Source organism: Ruegeria sp. L11, from assembly GCF_056531755.1.
The window spans coordinates 200,467-220,485 of the sequence record NZ_JBQFMI010000004.1 but is presented as its reverse complement, the minus strand read 5'-3'; the positions used below and the strand labels follow the sequence as shown (position 1 = coordinate 220,485).

The window sequence follows — 20,019 nt, the reverse complement described above, 5'->3', positions numbered from 1 at the left end:
GGGCTCCGCACCAATCGCGGAGCCTGTTTTATTAGAATTGACGAACAGAAAACACGAGGAAATTCGAGATGGAACAAACCGCCGACTTGGCTGAGCAGGCGATTGGTATGGCCAATCAATACTTGCCCATTGCCTTGAATGCAGCGAAGGCTCTGATCGTTCTTGTTCTGGGTTGGATCGCCGCCCGAATGATCGCGGGTGTTGTACGCCGCCGGATCAACAGAACGCCGCAGATCGACCCGACACTCGGAAATTTTGCCGCCAGTGTGATCAAGTGGGCAATTCTGGCCATAGTTCTGGTCGCAGTTCTGGGGATCTTCGGGATAGAAGCCACCAGTATCGTCGCCATTCTGGGCGCTGCGTCACTGGCTGTTGGGTTGGCACTTCAGGGTACACTGAGTGATCTTGCGGCCGGTGTGATGTTGGTGGTTTTCCGACCCTACAAGCTTGGACAGTATGTGGATATCGGTGGCACGGCAGGAACCGTTATGGATCTGAGCCTGTTCACGACCGAGCTTGTGACTCCCGACAACGTGCAGATCATTGTTCCAAACGGTCAGGCATGGGGGTCGATCATAACCAATTATTCAGCCCACGACACACGTCGTGTCGATCTGGTGTTTGGAATTGATTACGGGGACAGCGCAGATACCGCCATGCAGATCATTCTGGATGTGGCCAAGGCCGACCAGCGCATTCACAGCGATCCTGAACCCTGGGTGCGGGTCACGAATCTGGGCGACAGCTCAGTCGATCTGACTGCGCGGCTATGGTGTGCGGCAGCCGATTACTGGGACGTCAAGTTCGAGCTTACGAAGGCGGTGAAAGAGGCGTTTGACGCCAAAGGTGTTTCGATTCCGTATCCGCATTCGGTCGAAATTCAGAAACAGGGGTGACAGCTGGCGCCCATTGTTTGGGCGAGCATTCATCCTTTCCGCGCATTGAGAAGGGCACCGCGCAGAAACGCGGTGCCCTTTTTTGTGAAAGTCGTCGGTTCGATACCGACCGCGCCACCCTGAAAATTACCATCAACAGGCAACTTCAGGAGTGGAGGCGCTTACGATTTGACCACCACGTTTGGCGAAACGACGTCGATGCCAAGGGCCTTGCCAACGGCATAGTAGGTCAGTTTACCAGCATGAACGTTCAGAGACCTTCCAGCAGGTGCGGATCGTCCTGACATGCCTGTTTCCATCCCTTGTCGGCCAGCGACAGCATGAACGGCATCGTGGCATTGCCCAGTGCTATGGTCGAGGTGCGCGCAACAGCGCCCGGCATGTTGGCAACGCAGTAATGCATAATGCCATCGACATCGTAGATCGGATCGGCATGGGTGGTGGCTTTTGACGTTTCAAAGCACCCGCCTTGGTCGATGGCGACATCCACCAGTACTGCGCCGGGTTTCATCGTCGACAGTTGAGCGCGCGACACCAGTTTCGGTGCGGCTGCGCCGGGGATCAGAACAGCACCGATGACCATATCGGCGTCCTGGATCAGTTCAGCGGTCGCGCCTGCTGTCGAATACTGGTTCTTGAAAGTTCCGCCAAAGACATCGTCCAGATAGCGAAGGCGCGGCAGCGACCGATCCAGAACGGTGACATCAGCCCCCATTCCGGCGGCAATCTTGGCCGCGTGTGTCCCGACGACACCGCCGCCAATCACAACAACTTTGGCCGGGCCGACGCCGGGAACGCCACCCATCAGAACCCCACGGCCGCCATTGGCCTTCTGCAGGGTCCAGGATCCGACCTGAGGGGCCAGACGACCGGCGACCTCGGACATAGGTGCCAGCAGCGGCAGGCCGCCGTTGGCATCCGTTACGGTTTCGTAGGCAATTGCGGTACAACCCGATTCCAGCAGGTCATGTGTCTGATCCGGATCCGGAGCCAGGTGCAGATAGGTGAACAGCAGCTGGTCTTCACGCAGCATCTTGCGTTCCACGGCCTGCGGTTCCTTGACCTTGACGATCATGTCGGCGGTGGCAAACACCTCTTCCGCGGTGTCGATAATTTGCGCGCCTGCGGCGACATAGGCGTCATTGTCGAAGCCTGCGCCGATGCCCGCGCCGGACTCGATCAGGACTTGGTGTCCGCGAGCGACCGCTTCCTGAGCAGCATTGGGCGTCATCCCGACGCGGAATTCCTGAGGTTTGATTTCCTTGGGGCAACCGATTTTCATTGGGCTCTCCGTTCATAAGCTGCTTAAATTATGTGCATTTCGTGGCGCAATTTCTGTGAAAGAAAACGTGTCGGTAGACTTTTCTTTGGAAGAATTTCCCGTACTATTCAAAAAACTCGCAAAGGAATTGCAGGAATGAGCCTGGACACGACTGATCGAAAGATTCTGGCCGCACTTCAGAAGAATGGCAGGATTTCGAATTCGGAACTGTCTGAACAGGTCAACCTGTCTCCATCTGCGTGCCACCGCCGCGTTCAACGATTGGAGGTTGACGGCTATATCCGCAACTATGTGGCTCTGCTGGATGCGCGGAAAATGAACGTGCCTACCACCGTCTTTGTCGAGATCACGCTACAAGGCCAGGCCGAAGAGGTTCTGGATGTGTTCGAAAAGGCGGTGGCCCGAATACCAGATGTGCTGGAGTGCCATCTGATGGCCGGAACCGCAGACTACATTCTGAAGGTCGTGGCGGAAAACACAGAAGATTTCGCGCGTATCCACCGGCAATACTTGTCGCGCTTGCCTGGGGTGGCGCAGATGCAAAGTTCATTTGCGCTGCGTACCGTGTTCAAGACCACGGCCTTGCCGGTCTGACCGTCATAACGGGCCGGGATAGGTGAACAGCAGCAGGTGGGTCAGATTGAACCCGAAATGCATCGCAACAGGCACCCAAAGCCGACCGGTTGCAAAATATCCCAACCCGCACCCCAGCCCGAGAAGGGATGCGAATACCACAAGCGCGGGTCCTCCGCCGATATGCGCCAATCCAAAGAGCAGGCTGGCAGCGACCAGACCGCCTGTTGCCCCAAGGCGCAAGGTAATGGCCGACTGCAAGTAGCCGCGAAAGAACGCCTCTTCCGTAAGACAAGTCAGAAACAGGTTGGACAGGCAAAATACCAGCCACCAATAAGGGGCTGAGAGGTCCATGCGCACGGCGCCCAGCGATAGACCCAGCAGAAACAGGCCGGGCAGAATCAGAAAACCCGCTAGCAAAGGTTTTATTCTGGTCTTGATTGGGCTGTTCAGCATTCCGGGCCAAGCCAGAAGAACGGCAAAGAAGACCATGGGTTTGTCCAGATTCAGGTGCAGTGTGAAACTTGTGCTCGAGGCACTTGCCTGCACCTGATCCAGCAGTTTCAAATTGTTGAATCCTGGCAACAGATGTGCCCCCAATGCCAGGCACCACAGGATCAACAGCGTATGCCCCGCAATAGCCAGCAGACCTGTATGGCGTGGGAGGAAGAAGGCCACGATCAGACCAAGCGCCACCGCCACGATTGCTGTCGGTGACATCAGTCCGGTAACCGAGGCGACACTGACGAACAGAATCAGCAGGGCATACGCAAGTCCGGATTGTCGCCCCATCGCCGCGACTTGCGCTGTGATCAAGATCAGCCAGGGCCAGGTGACCGGCAATGTCGAAAAGAAATACGTCACGGCGTTCTCGTCTGAATTGTGGACCCAGTCATGCCGCACAAAAACAAGGCAATGCAAGCAACCTGAAAGCGCGCGATTGGCGCCTTGTGTCAATTCTTGTGCTTGTATCCTTTGGGCCAGACGTACACATTCGGGTAAAAGACCATATACCCGTCCAGACCCTGATTTCCGATAGAGACTGCTGCAACGGATCGGCTTCGATTTATCTGATGACATCAGGCGTTTACACAGGCCCGATATGGTTCGAACCCGATGACTGAGAAGGAGCTGATCTTGGCTTACGAGAACGATGGGGGCACCAAGAACTGGCTTGAGGCCGAATTGGAAGACACGCTGGATGAAGACTTCGAGATCGAGTTCAGCGAGCCTATGCTGTCGATGGAAGTCCGCAAGATCTATCGGGACCAGCACCCTGAAATGCTGGATCGCAAAGTCTATTTCCGAAACCTGCTGCGGTTGCAGGCCGAGTTGATCAAGGTGCAGGATTGGGTTCAGCACACTGGTGCCAAGGTTTGTATCCTGTTTGAAGGCCGTGACAGTGCAGGCAAGGGAGGCGTGATCAAACGGATCACGCAGCGTCTGAACCCCCGTGTCGCCCGTGTGGTTGCTCTGCCAGCGCCCAGTCGCCGCGAGCAAAGCCAATGGTACTTTCAACGCTACGTGCCGCATCTGCCTGCCGCAGGTGAAATCGTCTTGTTCGACCGCTCGTGGTACAACCGGGCGGGGGTTGAACGGGTGATGGGCTTTGCGTCCGAGGATCAGGTCGAACAGTTCTTTCAGGACGTTCCCGAATTTGAACGGATGCTGGTGCGGTCAGGGATCATTCTGCTGAAATACTGGTTTTCGATCACGGATGAAGAGCAGCAATTGCGGTTCCTCATGCGTATTCACGACCCGATGAAACAGTGGAAACTGTCACCGATGGATCTTGAATCCCGCATTCGCTGGGAGGCGTACACGAAGGCCAAGGAAGACATGTTGTTCCGCACCAACATAGCCGAAGCGCCGTGGTATATCGTCGAGGGCAATGACAAGAAACGCGAACGTCTTAATTGTATCGAGCATCTGTTGACCAGAATCCCCTACGAAGACGTGCCACAGGAAAAGGTCAATTTGCCGGACCGGCGGTACAATCCTGAGTACGAGCGGCGCGTATTGCCAGACGAGCTTTACGTTCCAAAGATTTACTGAGCAACGCATGCGAGGCCGGCAGGGCCGACCTCGCACAATTTCACGTGATCAGGCTGCATCCATCATGCAGTCGTGGGTGAAGATATTGATCATGAAGACATCGCAGCCATCGTCTTCGGCTGTTTGGGTGTCGACAGGCTCAATCTCGGTCTCCGGAGTGGTATCTATTGTTGGCATGATATCGACGTCGTCATTATTGCCTGCCACATCAGTGCCGTCATTCATGTCGTCGCGCCAATCAAACTCGTCAAACTGCGCTTGCAGGTTTTCAAGGAAGCTGGCGATTTCATCCAGGAATGCCTGAATGTCAAAGCAGAAGGCTTCCGGCTCACTATCATCGACGACTTCGGTATCGGGCGTTTCAGGTTGCGGGTCCTCGGTTTCGGTGACGTCAGTATCCGGCGCTTCAGGTTCCGGTTCTTCCGTCTCGGTGACGTCAGTGTCCGGTGTCTCGGGTGTTGGTTCCTCAGTGCCGGGGGTTTCAGGTTCCGGTTCTTCGGTCTCAGTGACGTCGGTATCAGGCGTTTCTGGGTCCGGCTCTTCAGTCTCTGTGACATCGGTGTCCGGAGTCTCGGGTGTTGGTTCCTCGGTTCCGGGGGTCTCGGTCCCAGGCTCTTCAGTCTCGGTGACGTCAGTATCCGGGGTTTCGGTTTCTGGTTCCTCGGGCTCGGCAACCTCGTCCGGTGTTGTCGGAGGAACGGGCGGGGCGTTTGTATTGCCGTTGTCCAGCATGACAGCCGCGTCGGTTGCGGCAAAGTTTTGCGTAACCATCACCGCATCGAAGCCCTGCATGTCACCGGTTTCGATCCCGATCCCGACATACTTGAAATCCGGGTTCAGGATATTGGCGCGGTGCCCCGGACTGTTCATCAGGTTTTGATGCAACTGGGCGACATCGTCGCTGATACCCGGCGCGCCGCGTTCGGATTGCCATGCGATGTTTTCCCCGGTGCGCCAGCTTCCTTCAAGATCGAACCCCGCGTTTTGCATCCGCTCGGTTGCACTGGAACCGCCTGAACCGGTGTGGCTGAAGGTGTCTGTATTCAGCATCCAGGTGCTGTGATCTTCGGACGAGTCGTTCAGCTGCGTTTCAAGTTGCAGCGGGTTGAGCCCGCGGGATGTGCGCTCCTGGTTTATCAGCGCCAGCATCTCGCGTTCGTATGTACTTGCAGTCGACATATTTGCCTCCGTTTGTGTTTGTGTCCTTGCGGACGGGCTCACTTAGAGGCGGGGACGTCGCGGGTGATAGAGGGCGGCGCAATTTAGGCGAGTTTTGGCGGCCCGATGCTACCGAGACGAGATTCGCTGCGCTGCAAAGCGCCGGGCAAAACACTGCCTGTACGGAAATGGCAGCTTGCCGCACAACCTGAACCACGAGTCGGCGGATTGTATCCGAGCCCGGAAACGACAAACCCCCGGGCCATGCCTCGGGGGTCGTCAAATAGTGTCATCCAAAGCTGGACGAAATCAAAGATCTCAGAGCAGACCTTCGCGCTGGGCTTTCTTGCGCGCCAGTTTACGGGCACGGCGAATCGCTTCAGCTTTCTCGCGCGCTTTCTTCTCGGACGGTTTCTCGAAATGTTGCTTGAGCTTCATTTCACGGAACACGCCTTCGCGCTGCAGCTTTTTCTTCAGGGCACGAAGCGCCTGATCGACGTTATTGTCGCGAACACTAACCTGCATGTGGTTGTCACCACCTTTCTAGATAGAGTTGCAAGGAAATTGCAGGAGTTGGCCGTATAGCAAAGCCGCCCTAACTTGTCTAGTACTGGACCTGACAACCGGAGAACCGTCATGACCACAACATATGAAGATGCAAAACGGCAGCTTTTGGACGCGATGCTGAATCATGTTCCTTTCGACGGCTGGTCGGAAACCAGCTTTCGCGCCTCGGTTTCCGATTGTGGTCTGGATGACGGTTTGGCACGTGCAATCTGCCCGCGCGGGGCGGTTGATCTGGCACTGGCCTTTCATGCGCGCGGCGATCAGGTGATGCTGGACCGCCTCAGGTCCGAGGACATGAGCGGTCTAAAATTCCGCGATAAGATTGCCGCTGCGGTCCGGTTCCGGTTGCAGGCTGTTGAAGACAAAGAACTGGTGCGCCGGGGCATGACGCTGTTTTCCCTGCCAGCATATGCGGCCGATGGGGCCAAGGCCTTATGGCAGACCTGTGACCTGATCTGGGGCGCGCTGGGCGATACATCGGACGATGTGAACTGGTACACCAAACGGGCAACCTTGTCGGGGGTCTATTCCTCGACCTTGCTGTTCTGGCTGGGCGATGACAGCCCCGACTATCAGCGCACCTGGGAGTTTCTGGATCGCCGGATCGCAAATGTCATGGAGTTCGAAAAGCTCAAGGCTCAGGTGCGTGACAACCCGGTGTTGAAACCCTTTCTTGCAGTTCCGAACTGGCTGGCGGGTCAGGTGAGGGCGCCGTCCAAGATGCGGGGTGATCTGCCCGGCATGTTGAACCCCAGAAAGTAACGCGTCTTGGTGCTGGGCCTTGCCTCTGATGCCTGTTAGGCATTGGGCAAAGGAGGTGCCTATGACCCAGATGATGCGTGCTGTTGAGATCACTCAACCGGGTGGTCCCGATGTTTTGCAGCTGACCGAACGGCCTATCCCTAAGCCGGGGGCCGGACAGGTTGTATTGAAAGTGTCCTATGCCGGGGTGAACCGCCCCGATGCTTTGCAACGCGCGGGCGCTTACGATCCGCCGCCGGGCGCCAGCGACCTGCCGGGGCTTGAGGCTTCGGGCGAAGTGGTTTCAGTCGGTGCGGGGGTTGAAGGACTTTCTGTCGGCGATCGGGTCTGCGCACTGCTGCCGGGCGGAGGATATGCGGAATACGTTTCGACCCCAGCGGCCCATTGTTTGCCAGTGCCTGCAGGTATGGGAATGAAAGAGGCAGCGTGTCTGCCCGAGACCTTCTTTACAGTCTGGTCCAACGTGTTCATGCGTGGCGGGTTGAAGGCAGGTGAACGCTTTTTGGTTCACGGTGGGTCCAGCGGGATTGGTACGACGGCAATCCAACTGGCCAATGCCTTTGGCGCGCGCGTTTTTGCCACGGCTGGGTCGGATGAGAAATGTGAGGCTTGCGTCAAGCTGGGCGCGGAAAAGGCGATCAACTATCGAAACGAGGATTTCGTAGCAGCCATGCGCGCCGAAGGTGGGGCAAACCTGATCCTTGATATGGTCGGCGGTGATTACATTCCGCGCAACGTCAAAGCTATGGCCGAGGATGGGCGGCTGGTGCAAATCGCGTTTCTGCAAGGGCCTGTGGTTGAGCTGAACTTTGCCCTGATGATGGTCAAGCGTCTGACCCTGACCGGCAGCACCCTGCGCCCGCAAAGCGATCTGGCCAAGGCGCAAATCGCGCAGGACCTGCGCGAAGCTGTCTGGCCGCTTTTGGAAGCCGGAAAAGTTGCGCCCGTGATGGACAGCGAGTTTGATCTGACCGAGGCAGCCGCCGCCCATGAGCGCATGGAAAGCTCGGGCCATATTGGCAAGATTGTTCTGAAGATCGCGGGTTGAGTTTTGAATGCGCGGGCGTGTCCCGCGCGTTCACGCAACGGCGCGGCGATACAGATGCCACGTGGCATGACCCAGAACGGGCATCACCACGATAAGACCCAACAGCAGTGGCAAAGCCCCCAGAAATAAAAGCACTGCCACGATGAATCCCCATGTCAGAATGACTCCGGGGTTGTGACGCAGCACTCTGAATGATGTCACAACAGCAACCGGCAGGCCCACTTTGCGGTCCAGCAGTAAGGGAAAACTGACCACGCTGATCGCCAGAGCGCAAAGGGCAAAAACAAACCCAACCGCAGTTCCGACAATGACCATCGCCCAGCCCGCAGATGTCGTGAAAACCTGCGTGGCAAATGCGCTGAGCGACGCTGGAACCTCGGGGCCCATCGTGTAGGTGTGAATGCTTTGCGCCACCATTAGCCAAAGCAGCAGCAGCATTACTAGGTAAAACCCCAAAACCAGAATTGCTCCGAACGACGGCGAACGAAGCACACCAAATGCGTCCAGCCAGTGAACCTCGCTGCCCTGTTCACGTTTACGGCTGATCTCATATAGGCCCACGGCCGCAACAGGTCCGATCAGCGCGAAGCCAGCGACCAGAGGGGCCAGAAGCGGAACCAGATTGGCGTTCAGGGCAAAGCCGAACATCAAAAGCCCGGCGATCGGATAAACCAGGACAATGAATACGACATCCGCACGAGTTTCGAGAAAATCCTGATACCCCGCCCTCAGGCAGGCCCGTAAGTCTTGCAGGGTCAAGGTCTGCACCATTGGCACTTGCGTTGGATCTGCACTGCCAAGTTGCGAGACGCTTTCGGTGACGTGGTCACTTGTGGCGCCCAGAGCCTGGGCCGCCCAGCTGATCGGATTTCCGATTGTCTTAGCCATTTCTTCACCCTTCCCTGGCGAGACTTGCGCCGCGGAATGGATCCGGCATTCAGTTGCCCGTGGCCGGTCCAACCGGCAACGCCATACCTCAGTATAGCATAAATTTGCGAAATCTGGATCAATACTCCGGCATCGGACGGATTGCCCTGTGTCACAGTCATGTTAGCTTGATGGCAGGCAAGAGGAGGTCAGGATGCAGAAAACAGCGAAAACGGTTGTGATTCATGAATTTGGTGGGCCTGAGGTTCTGCGGATCGAAGACAGGCCAGTGGGCGACCCCGGTCCGGGTGAGATACGTATTCGGCATCAGGCCTGCGGATTGAACTTCATCGACGTATATCAACGCACCGGCCTGTATCCCCTTGATCTTCCACACGCTTTAGGCATGGAAGCGGCGGGTACCGTTGAAGCGGTTGGGGAAGGGGTAATGCATCTTCAGCCGGGGCAGCGGGCCGCTTACGCCGCAGCCCCGCCCGGTGCATATTGCGAGGCGCGTGTGATGCCCGCAGCGCAGGTTTGCCCGCTACCGGATGGCATCACATTCGAAGCCGGCGCAGCGATGATGCTGAAAGGTCTGACAGTTGAATACCTGTTTCACCGGACCACACCATTGAAGCGGGGCGATACGGTTCTGTTCCATGCGGCAGCTGGCGGGGTCGGGCTGATCGCATGTCAATGGGCTAAATCCGAAGGCATCACGTTGATCGGAACGGCGGGGAGTGACGAGAAATGCAGCCTTGCCCGGTTTAACGGGGCCGCGCATTGCATCAATTACCGGTCCGAGAATTTCGCAGAACGCGTGGCTGAGATTACAAAGGGTCAGGGTGTAGACGTGGTGATGGACTCGGTCGGGGCGGACACATTCGAAGGATCACTGGATTGCCTGAAACCGCTGGGCATGATGATTTCCTTCGGCAACGCCTCGGGCCCGGTTCCACCGTTCAACCTTGGAGTTCTGGGCCAGAAAGGTTCGCTCAAGATCACCCGGCCCACGTTGTTTACACATATCGCGGACCATGCGGTGTGTCAGGCAATGTCGCGTCGCCTGTTTGGCAAAGTCGAGGGGGGTGAGGTCAAAATCCATGTCGATCAGCGCTTTGCCTTGGATCAGGTTGCTGATGCGCATCGCGCGCTTGAGGCGCGGCAAACGACCGGCAGCACAATTCTGGACCTGTAACGCAGTACCGAAACGCCATTGCCCTTAGAATTGGGATACTTGATGCGCCGGATGGGAAGGACAAGAGGTCTTCAATGACATATGGCGGCGGAAAAACCGCCGCCGCTGTGCCTGAAAAAAATCAGGTTTTACTGCGATTGCAGCTCTGCCGGGGATTTTTCAGCAATCGTTTCCCAGTTTGCGCTCGCGCTTTCGATGAAACCCGGGATGTCGCCTTCCCAGCGCTCCTGAATGTCTTTGGACAGGTTCAGATACAGCTTGTTGTCAACGATCTTCCAGTGGTTCGGGTCGCCGTCGAATTTAAAGCCCATGGCCGCGCCGAAGGCACAATAGCCGCCATATGCGGGCAGATATGCATCAGGATTGGCTTCAAAGGCTACTTTGTTTTCTTCCGACGAAAACCGGTACAGTGCATCATCGTGCAATGCAGTAATGCGGTAATCGCCCTTGGTCGCTTCGCCAGCGGTGAAGTACGCCACCGGATCATAGCCCTGCATGGCCAGACCAGTCGAGCTTGCGTTGATTTCGACGCCAGCCGCCAGTGCGGAGGTTGCCAACGTGACAGACAGTGCCACGCCACTGATCAGAGATTTAAACTTGTTCATTGCTTCACCTTTCGTGAAATGAGCCCGTTCAGCACCGCAATAATTGCCGCCGTAAGGCCCAGATTGTTGTCCTGTGTGGCCCGTAATTGACCGTCACGATAGCGATTTGGGAAGCGGGCTGATCACGTTCAAAACAATGATTTGTGATTGTGCGCAGGTGATAGAGCCACTGTTCTTTTTTGCCGATCTCGCCTCAGGCATCCGGCCTTAGGTTCAGGACAAATGCGATGACTTTGCATGCGGACATTTCACAGGGTCTTAGCAACGCGCCGCTGCCCATGGTCTGATACAGGTTCAGGCTGATATAGTCGGCTCCGCCCAGTTCGTGCGCAACCAGCTTGTGGGATTTACCACCCGCCATTCGTTGACGCACAACAACATAGCGCCGACCGCCGGAGGTTCCGGTGAAACTGCCCAAGGGCAGTGCAAAAAGGGCATACAGAAACCCGTCTGGCGCGATCACGGCTTTCCGATTCTGGGTTCTGTTCCGGCCTTGATCCGCGCGACGTTCGAGCTGTGCCGCCAGTAGACCAGAAGTGTCAGAATTATCCCAAGGATAAATGTAGTCCCGTTTGACAGCAACAACACCCAAGTCGTTGACAGCGCGGCCGCAGCCAATGCGCCAACCGAGGATATCCGCCAGATTGCCGCCGCGACCAGCCAGGTCAGGCAGCAGGCAACACCGATGCGCCAGTCCAGTGCCAGCCAAAGCCCCAGAAAGGTTGCCACGCCCTTGCCACCCTTGAAGCTCAGCCAAACCGGAAAGCAATGGCCTAGAAACGCCATAAGAGCGGCAACCTGGGCTGCATCTTCACCCGCATATGCGCGTGCGATCAGAACGGCCGCCGCCCCCTTGCCTGCGTCAAACAGCAAGGTCAGTGCCGCAGCGGCCTTGTTGCCGGTGCGCAGGACATTTGTCGCCCCGATATTCCCGGACCCGATCTCGCGCAGATTTCCCAGCCCCATGATCTTGGCAAGCAACAAGCCGAAGGGAATGGAGCCCATCAGGTATCCAACGACCGCCCATTGGAGCAGTTCGCTAGTCGAGTTGTCGATTGGGGGCATCAGGGTCTCCGGAACACTTCATTACCTGCCACATAAGTCGAAATGACCTTACCTTGCATCCGCTGGCCGTCAAACGGAGTGTTCTGAGATTTTGATTTTAGTGCAAACCGATCAAGCACAAAAGGCACATCCGGGTCGAACAGAACCAGATCCGCTGGTGCGCCTTTCGACAGGCGACCGCTGTCCAGTCCAAGCCGCTTGGCCGGGTTAAGGGCCATGGCCCGAAACAGCGTCGGCAGATCCAGCTGGCCCGCGTGATACAGGCGCAAGGCCGCGGGCAGAAGCGTTTCCAGTGCGACCGCACCCGAGGCCGCTTCTTCAAACGGCAGGCGTTTGCTTTCTTCGTCCTGAGGAGTGTGCATCGAGCTGATGATATCGATCAGCCCGGTGCGAACGGCTTCGATAACCGCCTGCCTGTCATCTTCTGATCGCAGCGGCGGTTTGACCTTGAAGAAGGTGCGATAGTCGGCAACGTCAAGCTCGTTCAACGTCAGGTGGTGGATCGACGTCCCTGCGGTTATGTCCAGCCCATTGCGCTTGGCGCGCTCCAGTGCAGGCAGCGCCCGGGCAGTGGTGATTTGGTCGGCGTGATAGGCGGCGCCGGTCATCTCCAGCAGGGCAATGTCGCGGTCCAGCCCCATCCGCTCCGCCATCGGTGACACTGTGGGCAGGCCGCGCAGTGCCGCGAACTTGCCACTGGTCGCTGCGGCCCCGGCGCTCAGCACCGGCTCTTGCGGGTGGGCTATCACAAGCGCGCCACAGGATTTCGCATAGGTCAGGGCACGGGAAAACACCTTGGTATTAGTGATGACGTGATCGCAATCGGTGAAGGCGATTGCACCCGCGTCCATCAGAAACCCGATCTCGGTCATCTCACGCCCTTCGCGCCCTTTGGTCAGGGCAGCCATCGGCAGAACATTGACTGGCGCATCGGCCTGCGCCCGGCGTGTCGCGAATTCCAGCGTTTCCGGTGTGTCGACTGCTGGCAGAGTATCCGGTCGGGTGACAATCGTCGTGACACCGCCAGCTGCAGCAGCAAGTCCTGCTGACCGATAGCTTTCCTTATGACGTTCACCGGGTTCACAGACCTTGACGCCAATATCGATGATGCCAGGGGCGAGGCACTTGCCGTTGCAATCTACGATATGCCCTTCAGTACTCGGCGCGCTTCCTTCGCCTCGGGCGGTAATCCGGCCATTGTTTACCTGCAACCAGCCAGTTGACTCTGTTCCGGCTTCGGGATCGATCAGGCGTGCGTTGGTGAAAAGAACGGTAATCATGGAACAGCCCTTTCGATGGCGGCCTTCGTGGCGGCGGGATCGGCCTGATACTTGATCAGGTGTTTATCGCCACCCTTGGTAACGACTTGTACGAAACTGCCCATGGTTTTAACCGCCTCGACCTGATTCAACGGTACTTTGCGTGGGCCGGGACCGGTCAACAAAGTTTCGGTCATCTCCCAGTTAGCGGCCAGTTCTTCCGATGCCAGATACCACGCGCGGATGCCAATTGCGGCGAGGCCGGCAGGTGCTCCAGTCCAGACGTAAGGATTGCCGGTCAACCACAACACAGCCATTGCACCGGCCATGGCAGCCGCCGCAAGCCATGCATTGGTGCGGATATACGCGCCCTTGTCCGGGGTAAAGACTACAGGATCAGCCATAGAATCCCTCCGGTGATCAAAAGTACTGCCAATGCCATAACAGCCGAGCCTATGCGGAGCGGTTTGTTGTCAACCGGCGCGGTTTGCGGGGCCGAGAATGGCTTGGCGCTGTCGGTTTCGATCGTTCCGCCGGTCCAATTGGTCGCCTCTTCCGTGAAAAGACCAATCATGTGAAGCCGGGGATCGGGTTCAAGGGTCGTGGCCTGGTCTTTGAACGCTGCGCTGCGCAGAACCATGACCCATCCGCCGATCTGCGCCAGCGCGGCACGGTCCAACTGATCTTCGGACACGCCGCACCCTTCGTTCAGATAGCCGTAAAGCCCAAGTTCTTCGAGGTCGGATACCGGAAAAATGTCGATCTGCTCGGGGTCCAGCCCGTCGACGCCAAGCACCTGTTCGGCAGCCCCCGGTTCGCGCAGGAACTTCGCCTCTTCCGGGCGCATGTCCAGTGTGAACAGGCGCAGAACGCCGCGTTCATGGGGGGCGACTATCAGAGTGCTCATGCAACCTCGCGCAGGTTGCGGGCCAGAAGGTCCATGGCGGCCATGCGGACAGCGACCCCCATCTCCACCTGCTCCTGTATTACGGATCGATTGATGTCATCAGCCAGGGTTCCGTCGATCTCAACCCCGCGGTTCATTGGGCCGGGGTGCATGACGATGGCATCGGGCTTGGCCAGCGCCAGCTTTTCAGCATTCAAGCCGTAACGGTGGTAGTACTCGCGTTCTGACGGGATGAAGCCTCCGTCCATTCGTTCTTTCTGAAGGCGCAGCATCATGACCACATCGACGTCTTTGAGACCCTCGTTCATGTCGTCATAAACCTCGGCCCCGAACTCGGCGAATTGCGACGGCACGAGTGTGGGCGGGCCGATCAGACGAATGCGGTTTTCCATCTTGCCCAGCAGGATCAAATTGGATCGAGCAACACGAGAGTGCGCGACATCGCCGCAAATGGCGATGTTCAGACGGTGCAGGCGACCTTTGGCGCGGCGGATCGTCAGCGCGTCCAGCAAAGCTTGTGTCGGATGTTCATGCCGCCCGTCGCCTGCGTTCAGAACAGCGCAGTTGACCTTTTGCGCCAGCAGGTCGACCGCGCCCGAATGCGGGTGACGCACCACCAAAAGGTCGGGATGCATCGCGTTCAGGGTCAGCGCAGTGTCGATCAGCGTCTCGCCCTTTTTGATCGAACTGGCCTGCATCGCCATGTTCATCACATCTGCACCCAGACGCTTGCCAGCCAGTTCGAAGCTTGCTTGCGTTCGGGTCGAGTTTTCAAAGAACATGTTGATCTGGGTGAGCCCCGACAACACATCCGAATGCTTGGTCGACTGGCGGTTCATGTCGACATAGGTTTCGGCCAGATCGAGAATTTCGGTGATATCGGATTGCGACAGATGCTCGATGCCAAGAAGGTGACGATGGGCGAAACGCATGGGCGGGCTCCTGTCTGACAATCGGGCCGCTTATAGAAAGCCACGCGGTGCAAAGCAACCTAAGGATCAGAACCCTCTGACAGTTTTTCACAGCCACCCTCTGGCAGACATTGTTCACCTGGTTTGCACCATTTGCCGTATCCGCAGTCGATGGCTTTGATCGGCACGCAACCCTGATGGTCCGAGCATTTGAATCCCGGACGGCACTGCGAGCCTGTTTCTTCGCACAGGAACCATCCCGGACGGGAACACCCCCCACCCGGCAGACAGGACGAGCCGCGCGCACAAGTGCGGCCATCCTCGCATATCGTAGGAGGGGCTGTACCCGGATCTGGTGTGATCCGTTCACATTCGCCGCGCCCATTGCAAAAACTGTCACCGGGGCAATCCAGACGCGATGTGCATTTGTTCACGCCTGCGGGTGCACAACGCGCTCCTCCCGCTACGCAGCGTTCAAACGGGCCGCAGCTGCGCCCGCCACCGCAATAGGTACCGCCCAGCGGTATGCAGTGCCCATCAAAGCTGCATCTTTGACCGCCGGAACAGCAGGTGGTGCCGCATTTGAACTGGCCCGCACGGCACTGACCCTGTGCGTTGTGGAACGTCGCCAATGCCGGATTGCCGGTAAGCACCAGCCCAAGCCCGATCAGGAGGATTCGCAAGGTTCTGAGCATCGTGCCCTGATGGTCGGCGCGACAGAGCGACCGATCAAGCCCAATTCGCTTTCCATCAGCCCTCAGGCGGGTAAATTATCCATATGGAATCGGGCTTGGACTATTATTCTGCACGGGCCCTGCTGGAATGGCAGGTCGAACTGGGCGTGACTGAGGCAATCGGGGATACTCCGGTTGATCGATATTCGGTGCCGGACACTTCACCAAAACCCAAGAAGGCAGAGGTTGCGGCAGCCATCCCGTCAAAGCCCGGACAGACCGACCCGGTAACGGTTGCGCAAGCAGCGGCCAAGGGGGCGGGGTCACTGGATCAGCTGCGCGATGCGATGGAAGCTTTTGATCACTGCGAGCTGAAGCGCGGGGCGCGGCAGTTGGTTTTTGCTGATGGAACGCCCGGTGCGCGGGTGATGATCATCGGTGAGGCGCCGGGCCGCGACGAAGACCGCGAGGGCAAGCCCTTTGTCGGGCGCGCGGGCCAGTTGCTGGATCGCATGTTGGCCGCGATTGATCTGGATCGCAGGCAGAACGTCTATATCACAAACGTGCTGCCATGGCGGCCCCCACAGAACCGTGACCCAAAGCCCGAAGAAATCGGGATGATGAAGCCCTTCCTGGAACGTCACGTGGCGTTGGCCCGGCCCGAGGTTCTGGTGGTGATGGGCAATATCAGCTGTCAGGCCGTTCTGGGCAAGCGCGGGATTACCCGATTGCGCGGCCAATGGGATCAGGCGATGGACCTGCCTGTGATCCCAATGTTTCATCCAGCTTATTTGCTGCGCCAGCCGCAAATGAAGCGGCAGGCTTGGGCTGATCTGCTGGAGTTGAAAGCCCGGCTGCGAGGTGAGTCATGAAGGTCTTGGCGTTTTCCGATCTTCATATGGCGCGAAACCGCGCCGCTGATCTGGTAGCCGCCAGCGCTGATGCCGACTTGGTCATCGGCGCAGGGGACTATTGCAACATGCGGCAGGGTCTGGATGAGGCGATGCAAATGCTTTCGGGCGTTTCAGCGCCGCTGGTCCTGATACCCGGGAATGCCGAAAGCGCAGAGGATCTGGGCAAAGCGGTGCCCGAGGGTGTGCATGTTCTGCACGGAACGGGAATGACAGTGGATGGATTGCGCCTGTTCGGGCTTGGCTACGGTGTTCCACCCACACCGTTTGGTGATTGGTCCTGCGATCTTACCGAAGGTGAGGCCGCCGAACTGCTGGCGCGCTGCGGCGGAGCAGATATCCTGATTTCGCACTCGCCGCCCAAGGGTCATGGGGATGTGACCTCGCAAGGCATGGCTGTGGGCTCGATCGCTGTTCGGAACGCGATCGAGCGGATACAGCCCCGTTTCACGTTTTGCGGCCATATTCACGACAGCTGGGGATATCGCGGCTCGATCGGCCGCACCCGGATCGCCAACCTTGGTCCCAAGGTAAACTGGTTCGAGGTCGCCTTATGATTGAGTTGGTAACGCTGCTTGCCTTCATTCCCGCCGCGCTGGCGCTGAACCTGACACCGGGCGCGGATATGATGTTCTGTTTCGGTCAGGGCCTGCGATCAGGTCCGCGCGCCGCAATTGCCGCAAGTGCCGGGATATCCGCGGGTGGAATGATACAGGTCCTTCTGGCTGGGCTGGGCCTTGGCGCGGCGGTTGCGACCTTGCCATGGCTGTTTGATGTCATTCGCTGGGTTGGTGTTGCATACCTGCTGTACTTGGCCTGGGGTGCCGTTCGAAATGGCGCAGTGTCAGCCGAGGCACCCGTCAAACCGACCCGGTTGTCTTTTCGGGACGGGATGCTTGTCAATCTGACGAACCCCAAGGTTATTCTGTTCGTTCTGGCCTTTATCCCGCAGTTTGTAGACCCGTCGCGGGGATCGGTCCTGGTGCAGTTTTTGATTTTCGGTGCAATCATAGGCATCGGCGGGTTCGTGGTGAACGGGCTGGTTGGTGTATTCGCCGGAAGCGCGGGGCGCCATCTGGTCTCGAATCCGCGCGCTTCACGTATTCTGGGCTGGATTACAGGGGGCATTTTTTCGGCCCTTGCGGTCCGGCTTGCCATCCTGGAAAGGGCCTGACACCACATGTCGCGCATTGACGAAACCATGGAGTTCATCCCGGTTAAGATCGCCGTACTGACTGTCTCGGATACCAGATCGCTGGAAGAGGACCGCTCGGGTCAGACATTGGTGGACCGGATCGAAAAGGCGGGCCATGTCGTCGCGGATCGGAGAATAATTCGGGACGAGCGCAAACAGATCGTAGATCAGTTGCGCGCGTGGGTGGCGGATGAACAGATCGACGTCGTGATTTCGACCGGCGGTACGGGTCTGACCGGGCGCGATGTCACCGTCGAGGCGCATCGCGATGTCTATGAAAAAGAGATCGAAGCCTTTGGCACCGTCTTCACGATCATCTCGATGGAGAAGATTGGAACTTCCGCGGTGCAATCGCGGGCGACGGGGGGTGTTGCCGGGGGGACATATCTGTTCGCCTTGCCCGGCAGCCCGGGGGCCTGCAAGGATGCGTGGGACGGTATTTTGGAAAAACAGTTCGATTATCGCCATCGCCCGTGCAATTTTGTGGAAATAATGCCCAGATTGGACGAACATCTGCGACGGAAGTAGACTGGTCATACGTTCCATTCCGTATAACCGCCTTGTGGCTTGGCATATTTCCTGATCCAGCTACATGTTGTGGACGGCAGCGTGGTGCAACCGGGGTAACTGATCGATGCGATTTCTGCGGCATAGTCTTGTCGGTATTTTTCTGGCGTTTCTGGCGCTGGCTTTGTTGTTCGTTGCTGCACAGATGATCGTTGGGGCCGTTCAGGAGGCTTTGACGCGTGAGGGCGCGACACCGCCAGCACGAGAAAGGGTCTTTGCTGTTGCAGTTCGGCCTGCCGAGGCGGAAACCGTAACCCCATATCTTGAAGCTTTCGGAGAGGTTCAAAGCCGCCGCAGGCTGGAGCTGCGCGCGGCGCTCGGCGGTCGCGTTGTCGCGCTGGCCGAAGATTTTGAAGATGGTGGAATTGTTGAGGCTGGCGAAGTGCTGGTCGAACTGGATCCGGCAGATGCACAATCCGCGCTGGATCGGGCCAAGTCTGATCTCTTGGACGCTCAGTTTGAAGAGCGCGATGCAGAACGCTCGTTGCTGCTGGCGCAGGACGAGCTTAAATCGGCCGAGGCTCAGGCGGAACTGCGGCAAAGGGCGTTGCAACGCCAACGGGATCTGGAATCACGGGGCGTGGGGGCCGCCGCCAGCGTGGAAGAGGCCGAACTGGCCGCCGCATCGTCGCAACAGGCCGTTCTGGCGCGGCGTATTGCGCTGGCACAGGCTGAATCCCGTGTGGATCAGGCATCAACCCTGTTGGCCCGCGCCATGATAGCACTGGAAGCTGCGGAACGTGATCTGGGCGACATGACAATCCGGGCAGGCTTTGGCGGTACTTTAACGGATGTGACACTTGTGGAAGGGCGGCTGGTTTCGGCAAATGAAAAGCTGGCCGAACTGGTTGATCCAAACGACCTTGAGGTGGCATTTCGGGTGTCGACTGCGCAATATGTGCGGCTTCTGGATGGCGGTGATCGTCTGATCAATGCGCCGGTCACAATATCGCTTGAAGTGACAGGCGCCGATCTGACCGCGATTGGCCAGATTAGTCGCGACAGCGGGTCTGCCGGTGAAGGCCAGACCGGGCGGTTGATCTATGCCCGCTTGCAAGAGGCATCTGGGTTCAAACCCGGGGATTTCGTTACGGTCTCTGTTCAGGAGCAACCTCTTGCCGGAGTTTACCGGTTGCCGTCCTCGGTCCTTGATGCATCTGGAACAGTTCTTGTGCTTGGACCTGACGATCGATTGGAAAGCTTGCCGGTTCAGCTGATCCGCCGCCAGGGGGACGAAGTTCTTTTGCGGGGCGACGGATTGGAAGGGCGAGAGGTCGTCATCGGTCGGACCCCCCTGCTTGGGTCAGGCGTGCGGGTGCGGCCCCTGCGACTTGAGGCGGGTGCAGACCCCGGAATGGTCGAGCTTACGGACGAGAAACGAGCCGAACTTGTAGCTCAGGTCGAAGCGAACAGTGCGATGGCTCCAAAGGAAAAGACGCAGGTTCTAACCCGGCTGCGCGAAGCTCGTGTGCCGACATCTTTGGTGCGCAGTATTGAAACCAGGGCTGGGGGATAAACG

Annotated in this window: 22 protein-coding genes and 1 pseudogene; 11 read left to right on the top strand and 12 right to left on the bottom strand. The window is 57.9% G+C overall.

The annotated features are described in order from the left end of the window. The first annotated feature begins 107 nt into the window (after nt 1-107). Nucleotides 108-896 (top strand): mechanosensitive ion channel family protein, encoded by a 789-nt coding sequence (locus tag ACR0CE_RS10995; RefSeq protein ID WP_480483360.1) that lies wholly within the window; start codon nt 108-110, stop codon nt 894-896. A 161-nt stretch (nt 897-1,057) separates the two neighbouring features. Here the strand turns inward: ACR0CE_RS10995 and ald are convergent. Further along, nucleotides 1,058-2,178, bottom strand: a pseudogene (ald, locus tag ACR0CE_RS10990) (alanine dehydrogenase). Nucleotides 2,179-2,313: 135 nt separating this feature from the next. Here ald and ACR0CE_RS10985 point away from each other — a divergent pair. After that, nucleotides 2,314-2,772, top strand: a complete 459-nt coding sequence (locus ACR0CE_RS10985; protein WP_480832378.1) for an Lrp/AsnC family transcriptional regulator — start codon at nt 2,314-2,316, stop codon at nt 2,770-2,772. Between the two features lie 3 nt (nt 2,773-2,775). Here the strand turns inward: ACR0CE_RS10985 and ACR0CE_RS10980 are convergent, their stop codons facing one another. Beyond that, on the bottom strand, nt 2,776-3,615 hold the full coding sequence (locus ACR0CE_RS10980) for a CPBP family intramembrane glutamic endopeptidase (RefSeq protein ID WP_480832376.1): 840 nt from the start codon (nt 3,613-3,615) through the stop codon (nt 2,776-2,778). A gap of 252 nt (nt 3,616-3,867) precedes the next feature. On the opposite strand from ACR0CE_RS10980, the gene ppk2 reads away from it, so the two are divergent. Next, nucleotides 3,868-4,806 carry a polyphosphate kinase 2 gene (gene ppk2, locus ACR0CE_RS10975; protein WP_480832374.1) on the top strand — a complete coding sequence of 313 codons (939 nt, stop codon included), beginning with the start codon at nt 3,868-3,870 and terminating at the stop codon, nt 4,804-4,806. A gap of 48 nt (nt 4,807-4,854) precedes the next feature. Here ppk2 and ACR0CE_RS10970 read toward each other — a convergent pair whose 3' ends face one another. Both ACR0CE_RS10970 and rpsU read right to left on the bottom strand, forming a co-directional pair. Then, nucleotides 4,855-5,985, bottom strand: a complete 1,131-nt coding sequence (locus tag ACR0CE_RS10970; RefSeq protein WP_480832372.1) for a CAP domain-containing protein — start codon at nt 5,983-5,985, stop codon at nt 4,855-4,857. Nucleotides 5,986-6,282: 297 nt separating this feature from the next. Next, nucleotides 6,283-6,489, bottom strand: coding sequence for a 30S ribosomal protein S21 (rpsU, locus tag ACR0CE_RS10965; protein ID WP_005614280.1), 207 nt, complete (start codon nt 6,487-6,489; stop codon nt 6,283-6,285). Between the two features lie 111 nt (nt 6,490-6,600). On the opposite strand from rpsU, the gene ACR0CE_RS10960 reads away from it, so the two are divergent. Both ACR0CE_RS10960 and ACR0CE_RS10955 read left to right on the top strand, forming a co-directional pair. Next, nucleotides 6,601-7,293 (top strand): COQ9 family protein, encoded by a 693-nt coding sequence (locus ACR0CE_RS10960; RefSeq protein WP_480832370.1) that lies wholly within the window; start codon nt 6,601-6,603, stop codon nt 7,291-7,293. A gap of 61 nt (nt 7,294-7,354) precedes the next feature. Then, the gene (locus tag ACR0CE_RS10955; RefSeq protein ID WP_480486573.1) at nt 7,355-8,341 is read left to right on the top strand and encodes an NAD(P)H-quinone oxidoreductase; all 987 of its coding nucleotides are present in this window, start codon (nt 7,355-7,357) and stop codon (nt 8,339-8,341) included. Between the two features lie 30 nt (nt 8,342-8,371). On the opposite strand, the gene ACR0CE_RS10950 is transcribed toward ACR0CE_RS10955, so the two are convergent. Then, nucleotides 8,372-9,229 (bottom strand): DUF2189 domain-containing protein, encoded by an 858-nt coding sequence (locus tag ACR0CE_RS10950; RefSeq protein WP_480486575.1) that lies wholly within the window; start codon nt 9,227-9,229, stop codon nt 8,372-8,374. Nucleotides 9,230-9,422: 193 nt separating this feature from the next. On the opposite strand from ACR0CE_RS10950, the gene ACR0CE_RS10945 reads away from it, so the two are divergent. Continuing rightward, complete coding sequence (locus ACR0CE_RS10945; RefSeq protein WP_480486576.1) at nt 9,423-10,406, top strand: quinone oxidoreductase family protein; 984 nt, start codon at nt 9,423-9,425, stop codon at nt 10,404-10,406. Between the two features lie 128 nt (nt 10,407-10,534). On the opposite strand, the gene ACR0CE_RS10940 is transcribed toward ACR0CE_RS10945, so the two are convergent. From ACR0CE_RS10940 to ACR0CE_RS10910, 7 genes are all read right to left on the bottom strand, one after another. Then, nucleotides 10,535-11,011 (bottom strand): YHS domain-containing (seleno)protein, encoded by a 477-nt coding sequence (locus ACR0CE_RS10940; protein ID WP_480486578.1) that lies wholly within the window; start codon nt 11,009-11,011, stop codon nt 10,535-10,537. Nucleotides 11,012-11,204: 193 nt separating this feature from the next. Continuing rightward, nucleotides 11,205-11,474 carry a hypothetical protein gene (locus tag ACR0CE_RS10935; protein WP_480483043.1) on the bottom strand — a complete coding sequence of 90 codons (270 nt, stop codon included), beginning with the start codon at nt 11,472-11,474 and terminating at the stop codon, nt 11,205-11,207. Beyond that, the gene (gene plsY, locus ACR0CE_RS10930) at nt 11,471-12,076 is read right to left on the bottom strand and encodes a glycerol-3-phosphate 1-O-acyltransferase PlsY (protein ID WP_267365533.1); all 606 of its coding nucleotides are present in this window, start codon (nt 12,074-12,076) and stop codon (nt 11,471-11,473) included. The genes ACR0CE_RS10935 and plsY overlap by 4 nt, the downstream gene beginning before the upstream one ends. Continuing rightward, a complete protein-coding gene (pyrC, locus tag ACR0CE_RS10925; protein WP_480832366.1) occupies nt 12,076-13,356 on the bottom strand; it encodes a dihydroorotase in 1,281 nt (426 codons plus the stop codon). Before pyrC ends, plsY begins: the two co-directional genes overlap by 1 nt. Then, complete coding sequence (locus ACR0CE_RS10920; protein ID WP_480832364.1) at nt 13,353-13,739, bottom strand: hypothetical protein; 387 nt, start codon at nt 13,737-13,739, stop codon at nt 13,353-13,355. Before ACR0CE_RS10920 ends, pyrC begins: the two co-directional genes overlap by 4 nt. Then, nucleotides 13,724-14,242: a hypothetical protein gene (locus ACR0CE_RS10915; RefSeq protein WP_480832362.1), complete on the bottom strand. Its 519-nt coding sequence runs from the start codon at nt 14,240-14,242 to the stop codon at nt 13,724-13,726. Before ACR0CE_RS10915 ends, ACR0CE_RS10920 begins: the two co-directional genes overlap by 16 nt. Beyond that, entirely contained in the window at nt 14,239-15,174 is a 936-nt protein-coding gene (locus ACR0CE_RS10910) for an aspartate carbamoyltransferase catalytic subunit (protein ID WP_267366053.1), read from the bottom strand. The genes ACR0CE_RS10915 and ACR0CE_RS10910 overlap by 4 nt, the downstream gene beginning before the upstream one ends. Nucleotides 15,175-15,931: 757 nt before the next feature. Here ACR0CE_RS10910 and ACR0CE_RS10905 point away from each other — a divergent pair. The 5 genes from ACR0CE_RS10905 (at nt 15,932) to ACR0CE_RS10885 (ending at nt 20,016) form a co-directional block, all read left to right on the top strand. Continuing rightward, nucleotides 15,932-16,699, top strand: coding sequence for a uracil-DNA glycosylase (locus tag ACR0CE_RS10905; RefSeq protein WP_480832360.1), 768 nt, complete (start codon nt 15,932-15,934; stop codon nt 16,697-16,699). Next, nucleotides 16,696-17,295 carry a metallophosphoesterase family protein gene (locus ACR0CE_RS10900; RefSeq protein WP_480474980.1) on the top strand — a complete coding sequence of 200 codons (600 nt, stop codon included), beginning with the start codon at nt 16,696-16,698 and terminating at the stop codon, nt 17,293-17,295. Before ACR0CE_RS10905 ends, ACR0CE_RS10900 begins: the two co-directional genes overlap by 4 nt. Then, nucleotides 17,292-17,912, top strand: coding sequence for a LysE family translocator (locus ACR0CE_RS10895; RefSeq protein WP_480474982.1), 621 nt, complete (start codon nt 17,292-17,294; stop codon nt 17,910-17,912). The genes ACR0CE_RS10900 and ACR0CE_RS10895 overlap by 4 nt, the downstream gene beginning before the upstream one ends. A gap of 6 nt (nt 17,913-17,918) precedes the next feature. Then, on the top strand, nt 17,919-18,461 hold the full coding sequence (moaB, locus tag ACR0CE_RS10890) for a molybdenum cofactor biosynthesis protein B (protein WP_209506621.1): 543 nt from the start codon (nt 17,919-17,921) through the stop codon (nt 18,459-18,461). A gap of 106 nt (nt 18,462-18,567) precedes the next feature. After that, on the top strand, nt 18,568-20,016 hold the full coding sequence (locus ACR0CE_RS10885; RefSeq protein ID WP_480832357.1) for an efflux RND transporter periplasmic adaptor subunit: 1,449 nt from the start codon (nt 18,568-18,570) through the stop codon (nt 20,014-20,016). The last annotated feature ends 3 nt before the right edge of the window (nt 20,017-20,019 follow it).

Excerpts from the sequence above, each read along its gene's own strand:
- moaB (WP_209506621.1), top strand. The coding sequence starts at position 17,919 with ATGTCGCGCATTGACGAAACCATGGAGTTCATCCCGGTTAAGATCGCC.
- ACR0CE_RS10945 (WP_480486576.1), top strand. The coding sequence starts at position 9,423 with ATGCAGAAAACAGCGAAAACGGTTGTGATTCATGAATTTGGTGGGCCT.
- pyrC (WP_480832366.1), bottom strand. The coding sequence starts at position 13,356 with ATGATTACCGTTCTTTTCACCAACGCACGCCTGATCGATCCCGAAGCC.
- ACR0CE_RS10940 (WP_480486578.1), bottom strand. The coding sequence starts at position 11,011 with ATGAACAAGTTTAAATCTCTGATCAGTGGCGTGGCACTGTCTGTCACG.
- ACR0CE_RS10915 (WP_480832362.1), bottom strand. The coding sequence starts at position 14,242 with ATGAGCACTCTGATAGTCGCCCCCCATGAACGCGGCGTTCTGCGCCTG.
- rpsU (WP_005614280.1), bottom strand. The coding sequence starts at position 6,489 with ATGCAGGTTAGTGTTCGCGACAATAACGTCGATCAGGCGCTTCGTGCC.
- ACR0CE_RS10900 (WP_480474980.1), top strand. The coding sequence starts at position 16,696 with ATGAAGGTCTTGGCGTTTTCCGATCTTCATATGGCGCGAAACCGCGCC.
- ACR0CE_RS10895 (WP_480474982.1), top strand. The coding sequence starts at position 17,292 with ATGATTGAGTTGGTAACGCTGCTTGCCTTCATTCCCGCCGCGCTGGCG.
- plsY (WP_267365533.1), bottom strand. The coding sequence starts at position 12,076 with ATGCCCCCAATCGACAACTCGACTAGCGAACTGCTCCAATGGGCGGTC.
- ppk2 (WP_480832374.1), top strand. The coding sequence starts at position 3,868 with ATGACTGAGAAGGAGCTGATCTTGGCTTACGAGAACGATGGGGGCACC.
- ACR0CE_RS10995 (WP_480483360.1), top strand. The coding sequence starts at position 108 with ATGGCCAATCAATACTTGCCCATTGCCTTGAATGCAGCGAAGGCTCTG.
- ACR0CE_RS10955 (WP_480486573.1), top strand. The coding sequence starts at position 7,355 with ATGACCCAGATGATGCGTGCTGTTGAGATCACTCAACCGGGTGGTCCC.
- ACR0CE_RS10910 (WP_267366053.1), bottom strand. The coding sequence starts at position 15,174 with ATGCGTTTCGCCCATCGTCACCTTCTTGGCATCGAGCATCTGTCGCAA.
- ACR0CE_RS10950 (WP_480486575.1), bottom strand. The coding sequence starts at position 9,229 with ATGGCTAAGACAATCGGAAATCCGATCAGCTGGGCGGCCCAGGCTCTG.
- ACR0CE_RS10985 (WP_480832378.1), top strand. The coding sequence starts at position 2,314 with ATGAGCCTGGACACGACTGATCGAAAGATTCTGGCCGCACTTCAGAAG.
- ACR0CE_RS10905 (WP_480832360.1), top strand. The coding sequence starts at position 15,932 with ATGGAATCGGGCTTGGACTATTATTCTGCACGGGCCCTGCTGGAATGG.
- ACR0CE_RS10960 (WP_480832370.1), top strand. The coding sequence starts at position 6,601 with ATGACCACAACATATGAAGATGCAAAACGGCAGCTTTTGGACGCGATG.
- ACR0CE_RS10920 (WP_480832364.1), bottom strand. The coding sequence starts at position 13,739 with ATGGCTGATCCTGTAGTCTTTACCCCGGACAAGGGCGCGTATATCCGC.
- ACR0CE_RS10885 (WP_480832357.1), top strand. The coding sequence starts at position 18,568 with ATGCGATTTCTGCGGCATAGTCTTGTCGGTATTTTTCTGGCGTTTCTG.
- ACR0CE_RS10970 (WP_480832372.1), bottom strand. The coding sequence starts at position 5,985 with ATGTCGACTGCAAGTACATACGAACGCGAGATGCTGGCGCTGATAAAC.